The organism is Streptomyces sp. NPDC088766 (genome assembly GCF_044750845.1).
GTDB lineage: Bacteria > Actinomycetota > Actinomycetes > Streptomycetales > Streptomycetaceae > Streptomyces.
Genome location: NZ_JBIVKQ010000004.1, coordinates 312,057 through 326,456 on the forward strand (window position 1 = coordinate 312,057; position 14,400 = coordinate 326,456).

Here is a 14,400-nt window from a genome sequence, read left to right on the forward strand (position 1 = left end):
CCCGTTTTGAAGCCGGACACCTCTGGTCAATAGGATCCGCCGATGATCAGAACACAACGGCTGGCGGCGGGCGTCTGCGCCCTGCTCGCCGCGCTCGCGGCCGGGCTCGCGTTCCCGGCCGGGGCGGTCGCCGACGAGACCACAGCCAATGCGCCCAAGGTCGACCTGGTTCTCGACGTCAGCGGTTCGATGCGGACCAAGGACATGGACGGCGGGACGCGGATGGCCGCGGCCAAGCAGGCGTTCAACGAGGTACTGGACGCGACCCCGGAGAACGTCCTCCTCGGCATCCGCACTCTGGGCGCCAACTACCCCGGCGACGACCAGAAGACGGGCTGCAAGGACACCGCGCAGCTCTACCCGGTCGGCCCGCTGGACCGCACCGAGGCCAAGACGGCGGTGGCCACGCTGTCCCCCACCGGCTGGACGCCGATCGGCCCCGCGCTGCTGAAGGCGGCCGGTGACCTCGACGGGGGCACCGGCTCCAAGCGGATCGTGCTGATCAGCGACGGCGAGGACACCTGCGCCCCGCTCGACCCGTGCGAGGTGGCCCGCGAGATAGCGGCCAAGGGCATCGGCCTGACCATCGACACCCTCGGCCTGGTGCCGAACGTGAAGATGCGGCAGCAGCTCAGCTGCATCGCCGAGGCCACCGGCGGCAGCTACACCTCGGTCGAGCACACCGAAGAACTCACGGACCGTGTGAACCAGTTGGTGGACCGGGCGGCGGACCCCGTGGTGACGCCGGTCGCCACGCAGGGCGCGGACTCCTGCGCGAAGGCGCCGACGCTGAAGTCGGGCCTGTACACGGACCGCGAGGAGTTCGGCCAGGAGCGCTGGTACCGCGTGGACCTGGACCCGGGCAAGGAGCTGCGGGCCTCGGTGAGCGTGTCCGCGGACCGGGCGATGAACCCCGACTACGGGGTGCTGCTGCGGGCGGTCACGGTGCACGGCCGGGAGATCGTGCGCGGTGAGGCGGCGGGCAACGGCCGTACCGACGTCATCTCGACCGGTCTGCGCTACCCGAAGGCGGAGAGCGACGACGACGAGGCGCCGGCCGAGACGGTGTGCGTGCAGGTGACCAACTCCTACTCGGCGGCCGCCGGTGTGAAGACCACGCCGGGCATGCCGCTGGAGCTGACCGTGGACGTGGTCGACGGGCCGTCGCAGGCGAGCGACGTGGCCTCGTTCGGTCTCGGCCGCGGCTGGTGGCTGCTCGGCGCCCTGGTGCTGGCCGGCTTCCTGGCGGGTCTGCTGTGGGGCTGGCTGTCACGCTGGCGTGTCGCGGTCTGGAGGACCAACTGATGCGGATCGACCAGGCAAGAATCAACCGGGTACGGATCAAGCGGGTACGGATCACCCGTGCCCTGAGCACGGCCCTGCTGGCGCTCGGCCTCGCGGCCGCTCCGGCCGCCGCCGACTCCACGCCGTCCGCGAGTCCCTCGGACGACAGTTCGGCACCCACGACCGCGGGCACGTCGTTCCGCACGGCGACGGAGGTAGACCAGGGGGAGACGGCGACCGCGAGCGGCTCCGCGGGCGACTACCTGTACTGGTCGTTCCCGGCCGACGCGAAGCAGCGGCCCACCGTGAGGGCGAAGGTGAAGCTGCCCACGGAGCACGCCGGCCAGACCTGGCAGGTCGACGTCTACGACGGTCTGCGGCGCCGCCAGGCCTGCCAGTACGGCGCCCAGACCCGCACCGCCGCCCCCGGCGCCGGCTCGCTGGAGCTGGCCTGCGTCCTGCGCACGGTCCGCGCCTGGTCGGAGCCGTGGGCCGACGACCCGCTGCCCGGCACGTACTACGTCCGGCTGACCGTCGTCGGTCTGAGGACGGCCGACCTCGGTCTGCCGGTGAACGCCGAACTGCGGGTCGATTCCAAGGACATCGGCGGCGCGGCGGCGGTGGACGGCTCGCTGGCCGAGCCCCTGGTGCCGGGCATCGCCGTGAAGCCGGCGGCGAAGGACGAGGAGGATTCGTCGGCCTCCGCCGTGCTGTCGAGCATCGAGCCGGACGACGGCTGGTCGTCCGGCTGGTGGTCGGACCGCTGGGTGTGGACCGCGATCGGCGGTGTGCTGGCCGCGCTCGCCGGGATCGGCGGGTACGCCCTGACCCGGGGGCCGGGTCGGCCGCGGCAGGTGCCGCCGGGCGCCTGACGCTCGACGCTCGACGTACGTTCGGAAGGCCCGCCCCGTGCGGGCCTTCCGCCTTCCTCAGGCCTCCCGCAGCCCCTTGGCGAGGGTGCCCTCGCCGCTCACCTCGACGCGCCCGGCGCGCACGGCCTCGACCAGGCTCAGCTCGCCCTGGGCCACGGCCGTGCAGGTGCCGGTGTCCATGACGAGCAGGGCGTCGGGCTCGCCGGGGGCCGCCCCGTGGCCGTACACGGGACCCTCCTGCGCACCGGCGAAGAGATGGAAGTGCCCTTCCTCCAGACGGACCTCGACGAGCCCCTCGCCCTCCAGCGCGCGCAGCAGGGGCAGCGCGAACCAGTGCGCGCGGATCGCGTCGGTGGGCCCGCGCTCACCGAGTTCCGCCTGCCCCCACGCACCGAGCGCCTGGAGCACCGGCAGCAACGCGCTTCCCCGTGCGGTGAGTTCGTAGACGTAGGCCGCGCCGGGCGGCGGCAGCCGGCGCCGGGTGGCCAGTGCGTCGCGTTCCATGTCCCTCAGCCGCGAGGCGAGTACGTCCGTGCTCACGCCGGGCAGGTCGGCGTGCAGGTCGGTGTAGCGGCGCGGGCCGGCGAGCAGCTCCCGGACGATCAGCAGGGTCCAGCGGTCGCCGACGGCGTCGAGGGCGCGGGCGGCGGAACAGTACTGGTCGTAGCTTCGGCGAGGTGGCATGCGACGCAGTCTAGACATGTCGTTGGACTTTCCAAGCTCGAACTTGGTAAAACCAAGCAACACCAGATACCGGAGGGGCGCATGGAGTTCCGGCAGTCGAACAAGCTCAGCGAGGTCTGTTACGAGATCCGCGGCCCGGTCATCGAGCACGCCAACGCGCTGGAGGCGGCGGGGCACAGCGTGCTGCGCCTGAACACCGGCAACCCGGCGCTCTTCGGTTTCGAGGCGCCGGAGGAGATCCTCCAGGACATGATCCGGATGCTCCCGCAGGCCCACGGCTACACGGACTCGCGCGGCATCCTCCCGGCCCGCCGGGCGGTCGCCCAGCGCTACCAGGACCGGGGCCTGGACGTCGACGTCGACGACGTGTGGCTCGGCAACGGCGTCTCGGAGCTGGTCTCCATGGCCGTACAGGCGCTGGTCGAGGACGGCGACGAGATCCTGATCCCGGCCCCCGACTTCCCGCTGTGGACGGCCGTCACCACGCTCGCGGGCGGCAAGGCGGTCCACTACCTCTGCGACGAGCAGGCCGACTGGTACCCGGACCTGGACGACATGGCGTCGAAGATCACGGACCGCACCAAGGCCGTGGTCGTCATCAACCCGAACAACCCCACCGGCGCGGTCTACCCGAAGGAGATCGTCGAGGGCATCCTCGACCTGGCCCGCCGGCACGGCCTGATGGTCTTCGCCGACGAGATCTACGACCAGATCCTCTACGACGACGCCGTGCACCACTCGGCCGCCGCGCTCGCCCCCGACCTGGTGGTCCTGACCTTCTGCGGGCTGTCCAAGACGTACCGGGTGGCGGGCTTCCGCTCCGGCTGGCTGGTCGTGACCGGCCCGAAGCAGCACGCGAAGGACTACCTCGAGGGCCTCACCATGCTGGCCTCCATGCGGCTGTGCGCCAACGCGCCCGCCCAGTACGCCATCCAGGCCGCGCTCGGCGGCCGCCAGTCCGTCCGCGAACTGACCGCGCCGGGCGGCAGGCTGCGCGAGCAGCGCGACATCGCCTGGGAGAAGCTCAACGAGATCCCCGGCGTGTCCTGCGTGAAGCCCCGGGGCGCCCTGTACGCGTTCCCGCGCATCGATCCCAAGGTCCACCCGATCCACGACGACGAGAAGTTCGTCCTGGACCTGCTGCTGCGCGAGAAGATCCAGGTCGTCCAGGGAACCGGCTTCAACTGGCCGGCCACGGACCACTTCCGCATCCTCACCCTCCCGCACGCGGAGGACCTGGAGGCGGCGATCGGGCGCATCGGACGTTTCCTGAGCGGCTACCGGCAGTAGGAGACCGCGGGCGGCGGAGCGCGGCGTCCGCGGATCACCGGCCCACGACAGCCAGGCCCACGACAGTCCGGCACCCCGCGGTGCGGGGCACCGGCGCACGCCTGTGCGACTCTGTGCGGCATGGGTGATCTTTTCCTGGTCCGGCACGGAGAGACCGCGTGGTCGCGCTCCGGCCGGCACACCGGACTGACGGACGTCCCGCTCACCGAGCACGGCCGGGACGAGGCGCGGCGCCTGGTGCCGCTCATCCGCTCGCACCGGATCGGCGCGGCGTTCTCCAGCCCGCTCCAGCGGGCGCGGGAGACGGCGGAGCTGATCGGGCTGCACGAGGTGCAGGTCGACGCGGACCTGACGGAGTGGGACTACGGCGGGTACGAGGGCGTCACGACCGTCGAGATCCAGCGGGAGCGGCCGGGCTGGTTCCTGTTCACGGACGGTGTCGCGCCCGGTCCGCAGGCGCATCCCGGTGAGACGCCGGAACAGGTCGGGGAGCGGGCCGACCGGGTGCTGGCCATGGCGGACGCGGCGCTCGCCAACACCGAGGGGTGCGTGGTGCTGGTGGCGCACGGACACTTCCTGCGGGTGCTCACGGCCCGCCGGCTCGGCCTGCCGCCGTCGCAGGGCGCCCTGTTCCAGCTGGCGACCGGGGCACTGTGCCGGCTCGGCACGGAGCACGGCCGGCACGTGATCGCGGGGTGGAACATCCGGCCGGGGGTGTGAGGGCCGGACCGTCAGCGGCGGGCCGGGTTGTCGGTGCCCGGCCGTAACCTTCACAGCGGTGGTACAGCCGTACCGCCGACCGGGAGGGAGCACGCCGTGACACGACCGCCGACCGCCGCCCAGCGGCGTGTCATCGACGCCGCCGATCCCGTCACCGGGCGCCTGCGGGGCACGCAGGCCCAGCTGGCCGCGCTGGTCCGGCGGGGGCTCGCCTTCCGGCACCCGCGCCCGCCGCACGACCACTTCCTCACCCCTGCCGGGCACCGGACACGGGAAGCGGAGCCCGAGCCGGAGCCCGCCGCCGTGGGTGCTGCCCCGCATGCCGGTACCGGTGTGTTCGCCGCCCGGGTCGGCGGGGAGGAGGAACCGCCGTCCGGCGGGCCGGCCCGGCTGCGGGAGGTGCACAGTGCCTGGCAGGGGCTGCTGGAACTGCGCCGGATGACCAACCCGGACGGGGCGGTGGACCGGCCGTGCGGGTGGGAGCGTAAGCATCTGGTGCCGGCCGCCGCGCTCGCGCTGGAGGCGGCCGGCCACCGGCCCGCCGGACCGGACGCCGCCGGACCGGACGCCGCCGGCTACCGGGTGCGCGCCACCCCGCAGCCGGACGCCGTCGCCGTGCACGGGCCGGACGACGGGACGCTGCGGAACTGCGCGGCGACCCTGGAGAAGGCCGGCTGGCAGGCGGGCGAGCACACCGACCCCCGGAGCAGGACGCGTTATCTGCTGGCTTCCCCACGCCGGGTGTGACGGGCGTGCCAAGATCGGCGGGCAGGGCATCGACCGTGCTCGTCGACGATTGAGGGGAAGCCGTGAGCGAGCCGTTTTCCGTGCGGGTCACCGTCCGCGGATACGAGACCGACGTACAGGGTCATCTCAACCAGAGCGTGTACCTCAACTACGCGGAGCACGCGCGCTGGTCGCTGCTCCAGGCCGCGGGCATCACCCAGGCCGGACTGATCGGCCGGGGCATCGGACCCGTCGCCCTGGAGACCACCATCCGCTACCGGCGCGAACTGCTGGCCGGCGACGAGGTCGACGTGACGTGCGCCTTCGAGTGGAGCGGCGGCAAGACGTTCCGCGTCGAGCAGACCATCCGCAGGACGGACGGCACGGTCGCGGCCGAACTCTCCGGGGTGGGCGGTCTGCTGGACCTGAGGACCCGGCGGATGGTCGCCGACCCCCAGGAGCACTTCAAGGAACTGGCCTGCGAACCGGGCCTGTTCGGACTCTGACCGACCGGCCCGTCGCCATGGACGACGCCGGGTCGCGGGCCGGGCCGTTTCCGGGGCGCGCACGGACGCGCGCCCCGGAAACGGCCGCCGTGGCCCCTTGAGGGGCCAGGGCCACCGGCCGGGAACCGTCCTTCCCGGCCGGGATCTCAAGGGGTCGGTGCGGCCGGTGCGGCCGGTGCGGTCAGTCCTGGGCGGCGATCCGGGCCAGCCGCCGGGCCTCCTCGCGCGTGGCGCGGGCGATCGCGTCCTCGTCGGCGGTGAGCAGCCGGCCGTCCTCGACGATCTGGCGGCCGTTCACGAAGGAGGCGGTGACCGGGGCCGCCGCACCGAGGACCAGGGCGGCCACCGGGTCGGCGATGGAGGCGTGGGCGAGGGTGTCCATCCTCCACAGCACCAGGTCGGCGAGCTTGCCCGGCTCCAGCGAGCCGATCTGGTCCGCCCGGCCCAGGACCCGGGCGCCGCCGAAGGTGCCGAGGCGCAGCGCCTGACGGGCGTTCAGGGCGGCCTCGCGGTGGGCGCCGAGGCGGTTGATCAGGAGGGCGTTGCGCAGCTCGGTGTGGAGTTCGCCGGACTCGTTGGACGCCGTACCGTCGACGCCGAGGCCGACCGGGACACCGGCCGCGAGCATGTCCGGCACCCGTGCGATCCCGGCCGCCAGGCGGGCGTTGGAGGACGGGCAGTGCGCGACACCGGTCTTCGTACGGGCGAAGGCGTCGATGTCGGAGTCGTTCATGTGGACGCAGTGCGCCATCCACACGTCCTCGCCGAGCCAGCCGGTGGACTCGAAGTAGTCGGTGGGGCCCATGCCGAACAGTTCGTGGCAGAACTTCTCCTCCTCGACCGTCTCGGAGCCGTGGGTGTGCAGTCGCACGCCGAGCCGGCGGGCCGACTCGGCTCCCTGGCGGAGGAGTTCGGTGGAGACGGAGAAGGGGGAACAGGGGGCGACGGCGACCTGGGTCATCGCGTCGAAGGAGGCGTCGTGGTGCTGCCGTACGGTCTCCTCGGTGGCGGCGAGCGCACCGTCCAGGGTCTCGACGGCGAAGTCCGGGGGCAGGCCGCCGTCCTTCTCGCTGCGGTCCATGGAGCCGCGGGCGAGGGTGAAGCGCACCCCCATGTCGCGGGCGGCGCCGATGATCGCGCCGGACAGGTCGCCGGAGCCGTGCGGGAAGACGTAGTGGTGGTCCATGGCGGTGGTGACACCGCCGCGGGCCATCATCGCGAGGGAACCCTGAGCGGCGGCGCGGACCATCGGCTCGTCGATGCGGGCCCAGGTGGGGTAGAGCGCGACCAGCCAGTCGAACAGGTTGTGGTCCGTGGCCAGGCCGCGGGTGATCCACTGGTAGAAGTGGTGGTGGGTGTTGACCAGGCCGGGAGTGACCAGGTGCCCGGTGGCGTCGATGCGGCGGGCGACGTCCTCCAGACCTTCCGGGGCCGGACCCGTGCCGACCGTCTCGATGCGGTTGCCGGCGATGACGACGTGCCCGTTCGCGTACTCGGTGTCGTGGGCGTCGACGGTCGCGATCGCACAGTTCTCGATGACGATGCGCCGGTCTGCTGCCATGGTTCGTTCGTCCTTTGCGCTGAGGGGGAGGGGGCACGGCAGGACCCCGGGAGCTTCGGGTGCCGTGGCCGGGGCGGGACGGAGCGGGCGAGGAAGCCGGAGGGGCCCGGTGACCGGTTCCCCGCCGACGGCCGTCGCCCCGGCCACGGGTGCCGCGGTGAAGGGTGTCAGAGGTTGGTGAGGTCCGCCGGGATGCGGGCCTCGCAGCCGTCGCGCAGGACGGTCGCCTCGATGAGGCCGTAGGGCCGGTCGGCGGCGAGGTAGACCGCTCCGTCGGCGGTGTCGTTCTTCAGCCCGAACGGCTCCAGGTCCACGAGGAAGTGGTGCTTGTTCGGGAGGGAGAAGCGGACCTCGTCGATCTCGTCGCGGTGCTCGATGATCCGGGAGCCCATCTGGTACAGCGTCTGCTGGAGCGAGCGGGAGTAGGTCTCGGCGAACGCCTGGAGCAGGTGCTTCCTCGTCTGCCCGTAGGACTCCTCCCAGTCCGGCGTCTCGCGTTCGCCGTCGGTCCAGTTGAACCGCCAGCGGGCGGACACCTCGGTGGCGAGGATGCGGTCGAGGGTCTCGGGGAGCGTCGTGTACCTGTCCTTGACGTAGCCCCGGAACTCGGAGTCGGTGGAGTTCATGACCACCAGGTCCTTCAGACCGGAGACGACCTCCCAGGACGAACCGTCGAAGGTTATCTGGGTGAGGCGGGTCTCCTGGCCCTGGCGGACGAAGGAGTGCCTGCTGCCGGGCGTGTCGATCCGCGCCCAGGCGTACTCCTCGACGCGTATGCGAGCCCGGTGGATGGGCTCCTGCGAGGTGACGAAGTGGCGGGCGAGGTGGATGCCGAACTGCTCGGCGGACTCGACGCCGTGCTGCTTGGCGAACGCGTACACCGTGTTCTTCGCGGTGTCGGTCGGCAGCACGTTGGCGTTCGAGCCGGAGTGGTGGACCTCGTCCATGTCGCCGCTCAGCGACACCGAGACGTTGAGGTCCTTGATGTGGTGGGTGTCGCCGTCCCGCGTGATCCTGACGACTCGGTTCTCGGCCTTGCCGTACTGGTTCTGTCCCAGAAGGGTGGGCATCTAGCTAGCTCCCTCGGTAAACGGAGTAGCCGAACGGGTTGAGCAGCAGCGGTACGTGGTAGTGCTCGCCCGGCACGACGGCGAACGTGATCGCCACCTCCGGGAAGAACACGCCCGGTCCGCTGTCCCGATTCGCGGGGGCGTCCTGCTGCGCATCGGCTTGTCTCTTCGCGGTTCTCCCCAGGTACGGCTCCACGGCGAAGTCGAGCCGTACGTGGGTGGTTCCCTCCGGCAGGGGCGGGAGGTCCTTGCACCGGCCGTCCGCGTCGGTCGCGGAACCGCCGAGCGCCCGCCAGTCCGCGTCCCGGCCCGGCCGGGCCGAGAGGTGGACGGCGACGCCCTCCGCGGGGCGGCCGACGCTGGTGTCCAGGATGTGCGTGGACACGGAGGCGGTGGTGCCGGTACTGGTGCTGGTGCTCATGGTGTCGGGCGTCCTTCTCGGTCGTCTCGGTCGTCCCCGACGAGTCGTGCCAGGCGGATGCGGTTGATCTTGCCCAGTTCGGCGCGGACGATCTCCCGTTCCCGTTCCGGCGTGTTGCCGAGCCGTTCGCGCAGGGCGTCCCGCATCTGCTCGCCGGTGCGGCCGGTCGCGCAGATCAGGAAGACATGGCCGAACCTCTCCTGGTAGGCCAGGTTCAGTTCGAGCAGCTGCGCCTTCAGCGTCTCTGAGGCGCCGGCCATGCCGCGCTGCTCGCGGGCGGAGGCCCGGTCGCCGGGCCGGGGCCGGCCGATGGGCGGGTGCCCGGCCATCGCCTCGTCCAGGTCCGCGGCGGTCAGGTGGACCATGGCGGCGTCACCGGTGGCGTACAGATCCTCGGCCGTGGCGTACGGGCGGGCCGCCAGCAGGTGCTCGGCCCAGGCGGTGGAGGCGCAGGCCTCGTGGAGCGCGGCGCGGGCCGCGGGCTCCTCCAGGGCGTTGAACCGGGCCAGCCCCGGGAGCGGGGAAGTCGACGTCACGGGAGCCTCCGTGGCCGTGAACGGCCGTCGTGCTGAACGGACTGCGGCCAGCTAACGCCCACACCCGACAACGCGTCAACACTTTGTTGAAAATTCCGGGTTAACGGAACCCGGAGCCCCCGCGGTGCCGCCGGCGCCCGCTCAGCTCCCCTTCTCGCGGTTGAGGTAGTTGTAGACGGTGAAACGGCTCACGCCGAGCGCGCCGGCCACGGTCTCCACGCCGTGCCGCACCGAGAAGGCGCCGCGCGCCTCCAGTGTCCGCACGACCTCCTGCTTGGCCTTGCGGTCCAGGTCGGCGAGGGGCCTGCCCTTCTTGCGCTCCATCGCGGCCAGGATGTGGTCGAGGGAGTCGGCGAGCTGCGGCAGCCGTACGGCGACGGCGTCCGCGCCCTCCCAGGACAGCACGACGTCGTCGGGGCCGGCCTCGTCCGGCGGGACCAGCTCCCCGCCCATGGCGTCGACCAGCGGTTTCACGGCGGCGATGAAGGACTCCTGCCCGGCCCCGGTCACTCGCCCTCCCCGACCACGTTGACCTGGAGGGAGACCCGGGTGGCGCCGGCCTCCAGGGACCTGCGGAGCAGGGCGTCGACCGCGCCGAGCACGGAGTCGGCGCGGCCCTCCACGGTGTTGCCGAAGGGGCCGACGTCCACGGAGTCCAGGTCGGCGGCCTCGACGACCTCGCGGGCGACCAGCGCGTGCGCGGGCGCCTCGTCGAGATCGAAGGGCTCGGTGGTGAACTCAACCCTCAGTCGCACGCGCCCCACACCTCTCTGACCTGCCTGACCTGTGCTTTTCATGACTGCCCTGCCCTGGGAGGCGGTCCGGGCACGGCCTGTCGGCGCACGGCGGAACCGCTCGCACGGCTCCCGGACCCGACCTTAACCGACCGGCGGGTCGGTCCGGGCGGCGTCGGCGCCCCTGCTCCGCGGCACCCCTGCGGGGGCGTCCAGCGGGGACGGGCGGACCCCGCCCGTCCCCGGCGTGCGGAAGGACCTCGCCCGCAGGAGCCTGAGGGCATGGGCAATCCGACGCAGCATCCGCACATCGTGGTCCATCCGCCGGCCCTGGACGGCTCCCGCCGGGTCACCCAGGACGACGCCACCCTCGGGATCGCCACGCACCTCGACGACGTCGTCGAGATCCTCCGCCTCGCCGACCTGGACCGCGTCGAGGTGGAGGAGACCGACCTCGTCGAATGGCAGGGCGGCGGTCCCGACGACTGGCCCGGACTGTCGGAGCACCACGGACAGCACCGGGCGTAGGCCGGGTACGACCACCTCGGATCAACCTCTGAACATGGTCCGGCAGGCTTCGACCGGTGCCGGGCCCGGGCGCGTTCCGGTCACCCGGGGCACGCAGCGCGGGGGCGGCGGCGCCCGAGCCGGCCGCCGCACCGGTCCGACGGCGTCACCGGCCGCCGTAGTCGTTCCGCAGTTCCACCTTGCGCACCTTTCCGGACACCGTCATCGGGAAGGCGTCCAGCACCTGGAGCCGGCTCGGGATCTTGTAGTGCGCCAGCCTGCCCTCGCAGTGGGCGCGGACCTCCTCCAGGGTCGGCGGTGCGGCGCCGTCGTGCGGGATCACGCAGGCCAGCACCTCCTCGCCGTACGTCTCGTGCGGTACGCCGACGACCTGGACGTCCCTGATCTTCGGGTGGCCGTGGAGGAACTCCTCGACCTCGCGCGGGTAGATGTTCTCGCCGCCGCGGATGATCATGTCCTTGATGCGGCCGACGATCTCGACGTACCCGTCCTCCCGCATGTGCGCCAGGTCGCCGGTGTGCATCCAGCGGCCGGGCTCGACGGCCTCCGCGGTCCTCTCGGGATCGTTCCAGTACCCGAGCATCACGCTGTACCCGCGGGTGCACAGCTCACCGGCGGTGCCGCGCGGCTGGGTCACGCCGGTGACCGGGTCGACGATCTTGACCTCGATGTGCGGGAGCACGCGGCCGACGGTGGCGGTGCGGTGCTCCAGGTCGTCGTCGCGGCGGGTCTGGAGGGAGACCGGGGACGTCTCGGTCATGCCGTAGCAGATGGAGACCTCCGCCATGTGCATCTCGGCGACCACCCGTTTCATCACCTCCACCGGGCAGGGCGAGCCCGCCATGATGCCGGTGCGCAGGGAGGAGAGGTCGTAGGCCGCGAAGTCGGGCAGGTTGAGCTCCGCGATGAACATGGTCGGGACGCCGTACAGGGAGGTGCACCTCTCCCGCTGGACGGCGTCCAGGGTCGCCTTCGGGTCGAAGGACGGCGCCGGGATCACCATGCAGGCGCCGTGCGAGGTCGCCGCGAGGTTTCCCATCACCATGCCGAAGCAGTGGTAGAAGGGGACCGGGATGCACACCCGGTCCTGCTCGCTGTACCCGATCGACTCCCCCACGAAGTAACCGTTGTTGAGGATGTTGTGGTGGGAGAGGGTCGCCCCCTTGGGGAAGCCCGTGGTGCCCGAGGTGTACTGGATGTTGATCGGGTCGTCGCACGACAACTCGTCGGCCCTGGCGCGCAGTTCCTCGGGCCGGACCGCGGACGCACGGTCCAGCAGGGCGTCCCAGTCCGGCTCCCCGAAGAACACCGCCTCCCGCAACCGCGGGCAGTCGCCGCGCACTTGGTCGACCATGGCCCGGTAGTCGCTCGTGCGGTGGCGGGCGGAGGCGAACAGCAGGGAAACACCGGCCTGTTCGAGGACGTACGCGACCTCGTGCGTGCGGTAGGCCGGATTGATGTTCACCATGATCGCGCCGACGCGGGCGGTGGCGTACTGGACGAGCACCCACTCGGGGCAGTTGACCGCCCAGACGCCCACCCGGTCCCCCTTGGCGACCCCGCTCGCCAGCAGCGCGCACGCCAGCCGGTCGACGTCCGCCGAGAACCCGGCGTAGGTCCAGCGCCGGCCGGAGGGGACGTCGACCAGCGCCTCGCGCTCCGGCCAGGCGGCGACGGCCCGGTCCAGGTTGCCGCCAATGGTGTCGCCGAGCAGCGCCGTGGTGCTCGTGCCGTGGCTGTACGACGCCTCGCTCACCGGAAGTCCTCCTCGCGGTACTCGTTCGCCGACCCCCCGGCCGTCGCCTCGCGCAGCTCGATGCGGCGGATCTTGCCGGAGACGGTCTTGGGCAGCGGCGCGAACTCCAGGCGGCGGACGCGCTTGTAGGGCGCGAGGGTCTCGCGGGAGTGCTCGAACAGGACCTTCGCGGTGTCGGGACCGGGCTCCCAGCCCTCGGCCAGGACGACGTACGCCTTGGGCACGGCCAGCCGCAGCTCGTCCGGGGCGGGGACCACGGCCGCCTCGGCGACGGCCTCGTGCTCCAGCAGCGCGCTCTCCAGCTCGAAGGGGCTGATCTTGTAGTCGGACGCCTTGAAGACGTCGTCGCCGCGCCCGACGTAGGTGATGTAGCCGTTCTCGTCGCGTTCCCCGATGTCGCCGGTGCGGTAGTAGCCGCCCGCCATCGCCTCCGCCGTACGGTCGGCGTCGCCGTGGTAACCGGCCATCAGGCCGACCGGCCGGGCCGACAGGTCGAGCGCGATCTCGCCCTCGGTGGCGCCGGGCGCGCCGGACACCGGGTCGAGCAGCTCGACGCGGTAGCCGGGGCTCGGGCGGCCCATCGAGCCCGTCTTCAGCACCTGACCGGGGCTGTTGGCGATCTGGACGGCCGTCTCCGTCTGGCCGAAGCCGTCCCTGACGGTCACGCCCCAGGCCCGCCGGACCTGCTCGATGACCTCGGGGTTCAGCGGTTCCCCGGCGGCCACGGCCTCGCGCGGCGGGGTGCGCAGCTGGGTGAGGTCGGCCTGGATGAGCATGCGCCACACGGTCGGCGGGGCGCAGAAGGTCGTCACCCCGGCACGGTCCATCTCCGCCATCAGCCGGGCCGGGTCGAAGCGCGTGTAGTTGTGGATGAAGACGGTGGCCTCGGCGTTCCACGGCGCGAAGAGGTTCGACCAGGCGTGCTTGGCCCAGCCGGGTGAGGAGATGTTCAGGTGCACGTCACCGGGCCGGAGGCCGATCCAGTACATGGTCGCCAGGTGCCCGATCGGATACGACACGTGGGTGTGCTCGACCAGCTTGGGGCGGGCCGTCGTACCGGAGGTGAAGTACAGCATCAGCGGGTCGTCGGCGAGGGTCGGCCCGTCGGGCAGGAACTCGGCGGAGGCGCTGCAGGCGTCCTCGTACCGCTGCCAGCCCTCGGGCACGCCGCCGACGGCGATGCGCGTGTAGCCGCCGGGCACGTCGTCGAACTTGCCGGTGTCCTCGGCGCGCACCACGACGTGGCGGACCCGGCCGCGTTCGACGCGGTCGCGCAGGTCGGCGGGGCCGAGCAGGGGTGTCGCCGGGACGACCACCGCGCGCAGCTTGATCGCGGCGAGCGCCGTCTCCCACAGCTCGGCCTGGTTGCCGAGCATGACGAGGATCCGGTCCTCGGCGCCGACCCCGCGCTCGCGCAGCAGGTTGGCGACGCGGTCGGAGCGCTCGGACAGCTCGGCGAAGGAGAGGCGGACCTCGGAGCCGTCCTCCTCGACGATGTGCAGCGCGGTGCGGTCGTTGCCGTCCGCGATGGCGTCGAACCAGTCCAGGGCCCAGTTGAAGTGCGCGGGCCGGGGCCAGTCGAAGCCCTCGTAAGCGGTCTCGTAGTCCTCTCGGTGTGCCAGCAGGAAGTCCCGTGCCCTGCGGAACTGCTCCGTCGCCGTCGTCATCTGTCCTCCTGGTTGCCGGACCATTGCCGGGCGGCTCTCTGCCAT

Annotated in this window: 16 protein-coding genes; 7 read left to right on the forward strand and 9 right to left on the reverse strand. The window is 72.1% G+C overall.

Annotated features, from left to right (window positions below):
* Positions 1-42: 42 nt before the first annotated feature.
* Together ACIP5W_RS08545 and ACIP5W_RS08550 are read left to right on the forward strand one after the other, a co-directional pair.
* Positions 43-1,305 (forward strand): VWA domain-containing protein, encoded by a 1,263-nt coding sequence (locus ACIP5W_RS08545; protein ID WP_398095796.1) that lies wholly within the window; start codon positions 43-45, stop codon positions 1,303-1,305.
* Entirely contained in the window at positions 1,305-2,156 is an 852-nt protein-coding gene (locus ACIP5W_RS08550) for a hypothetical protein (RefSeq protein WP_401468678.1), read from the forward strand. Before ACIP5W_RS08545 ends, ACIP5W_RS08550 begins: the two co-directional genes overlap by 1 nt.
* A 57-nt stretch (positions 2,157-2,213) precedes the next feature.
* Here ACIP5W_RS08550 and ACIP5W_RS08555 read toward each other — a convergent pair whose 3' ends face one another.
* Positions 2,214-2,840: a winged helix-turn-helix transcriptional regulator gene (locus tag ACIP5W_RS08555; protein ID WP_401468680.1), complete on the reverse strand. Its 627-nt coding sequence runs from the start codon at positions 2,838-2,840 to the stop codon at positions 2,214-2,216.
* A gap of 81 nt (positions 2,841-2,921) precedes the next feature.
* Here ACIP5W_RS08555 and ACIP5W_RS08560 point away from each other — a divergent pair, with 81 nt between their 5' ends.
* The 4 genes from ACIP5W_RS08560 to ACIP5W_RS08575 all read left to right on the forward strand — a co-directional run bounded on the left by ACIP5W_RS08560 (position 2,922) and on the right by ACIP5W_RS08575 (position 6,082).
* A complete protein-coding gene (locus ACIP5W_RS08560; RefSeq protein WP_401468683.1) occupies positions 2,922-4,130 on the forward strand; it encodes a pyridoxal phosphate-dependent aminotransferase in 1,209 nt (402 codons plus the stop codon).
* A gap of 120 nt (positions 4,131-4,250) precedes the next feature.
* Complete coding sequence (locus ACIP5W_RS08565) at positions 4,251-4,850, forward strand: histidine phosphatase family protein (protein ID WP_401468686.1); 600 nt, start codon at positions 4,251-4,253, stop codon at positions 4,848-4,850.
* A 96-nt stretch (positions 4,851-4,946) separates the two neighbouring features.
* Positions 4,947-5,597 (forward strand): hypothetical protein, encoded by a 651-nt coding sequence (locus ACIP5W_RS08570; protein WP_401468689.1) that lies wholly within the window; start codon positions 4,947-4,949, stop codon positions 5,595-5,597.
* Positions 5,598-5,659: 62 nt separating this feature from the next.
* The gene (locus ACIP5W_RS08575) at positions 5,660-6,082 is read left to right on the forward strand and encodes an acyl-CoA thioesterase (protein WP_401468691.1); all 423 of its coding nucleotides are present in this window, start codon (positions 5,660-5,662) and stop codon (positions 6,080-6,082) included.
* Between the two features lie 181 nt (positions 6,083-6,263).
* On the opposite strand, the gene ACIP5W_RS08580 is transcribed toward ACIP5W_RS08575, so the two are convergent.
* The 6 genes from ACIP5W_RS08580 to ACIP5W_RS08605 all read right to left on the reverse strand — a co-directional run bounded on the left by ACIP5W_RS08580 (position 6,264) and on the right by ACIP5W_RS08605 (position 10,425).
* A complete protein-coding gene (locus ACIP5W_RS08580) occupies positions 6,264-7,643 on the reverse strand; it encodes an 8-oxoguanine deaminase (protein ID WP_401468694.1) in 1,380 nt (459 codons plus the stop codon).
* Positions 7,644-7,810: 167 nt separating this feature from the next.
* On the reverse strand, positions 7,811-8,713 hold the full coding sequence (gene pucL, locus ACIP5W_RS08585) for a factor-independent urate hydroxylase (protein ID WP_401468697.1): 903 nt from the start codon (positions 8,711-8,713) through the stop codon (positions 7,811-7,813).
* Between the two features lie 4 nt (positions 8,714-8,717).
* A complete protein-coding gene (uraH, locus tag ACIP5W_RS08590) occupies positions 8,718-9,134 on the reverse strand; it encodes a hydroxyisourate hydrolase (protein WP_401468700.1) in 417 nt (138 codons plus the stop codon).
* Positions 9,131-9,670 (reverse strand): 2-oxo-4-hydroxy-4-carboxy-5-ureidoimidazoline decarboxylase, encoded by a 540-nt coding sequence (gene uraD, locus ACIP5W_RS08595; protein ID WP_401468703.1) that lies wholly within the window; start codon positions 9,668-9,670, stop codon positions 9,131-9,133. Before uraD ends, uraH begins: the two co-directional genes overlap by 4 nt.
* Before the next feature lie 141 nt (positions 9,671-9,811).
* Positions 9,812-10,180: a helix-turn-helix domain-containing protein gene (locus ACIP5W_RS08600; RefSeq protein WP_401468706.1), complete on the reverse strand. Its 369-nt coding sequence runs from the start codon at positions 10,178-10,180 to the stop codon at positions 9,812-9,814.
* The gene (locus ACIP5W_RS08605; protein ID WP_401468709.1) at positions 10,177-10,425 is read right to left on the reverse strand and encodes a thiamine-binding protein; all 249 of its coding nucleotides are present in this window, start codon (positions 10,423-10,425) and stop codon (positions 10,177-10,179) included. The genes ACIP5W_RS08600 and ACIP5W_RS08605 overlap by 4 nt, the downstream gene beginning before the upstream one ends.
* A gap of 261 nt (positions 10,426-10,686) precedes the next feature.
* On the opposite strand from ACIP5W_RS08605, the gene ACIP5W_RS08610 reads away from it, so the two are divergent.
* Positions 10,687-10,932, forward strand: coding sequence for a hypothetical protein (locus ACIP5W_RS08610; RefSeq protein ID WP_401468712.1), 246 nt, complete (start codon positions 10,687-10,689; stop codon positions 10,930-10,932).
* Between the two features lie 145 nt (positions 10,933-11,077).
* On the opposite strand, the gene ACIP5W_RS08615 is transcribed toward ACIP5W_RS08610, so the two are convergent.
* Together ACIP5W_RS08615 and ACIP5W_RS08620 are read right to left on the reverse strand one after the other, a co-directional pair.
* Positions 11,078-12,688: an AMP-binding protein gene (locus tag ACIP5W_RS08615; protein WP_401468715.1), complete on the reverse strand. Its 1,611-nt coding sequence runs from the start codon at positions 12,686-12,688 to the stop codon at positions 11,078-11,080.
* Positions 12,685-14,355 carry an AMP-binding protein gene (locus tag ACIP5W_RS08620; RefSeq protein ID WP_401468717.1) on the reverse strand — a complete coding sequence of 557 codons (1,671 nt, stop codon included), beginning with the start codon at positions 14,353-14,355 and terminating at the stop codon, positions 12,685-12,687. Before ACIP5W_RS08620 ends, ACIP5W_RS08615 begins: the two co-directional genes overlap by 4 nt.
* Positions 14,356-14,400: the final 45 nt, after the last annotated feature.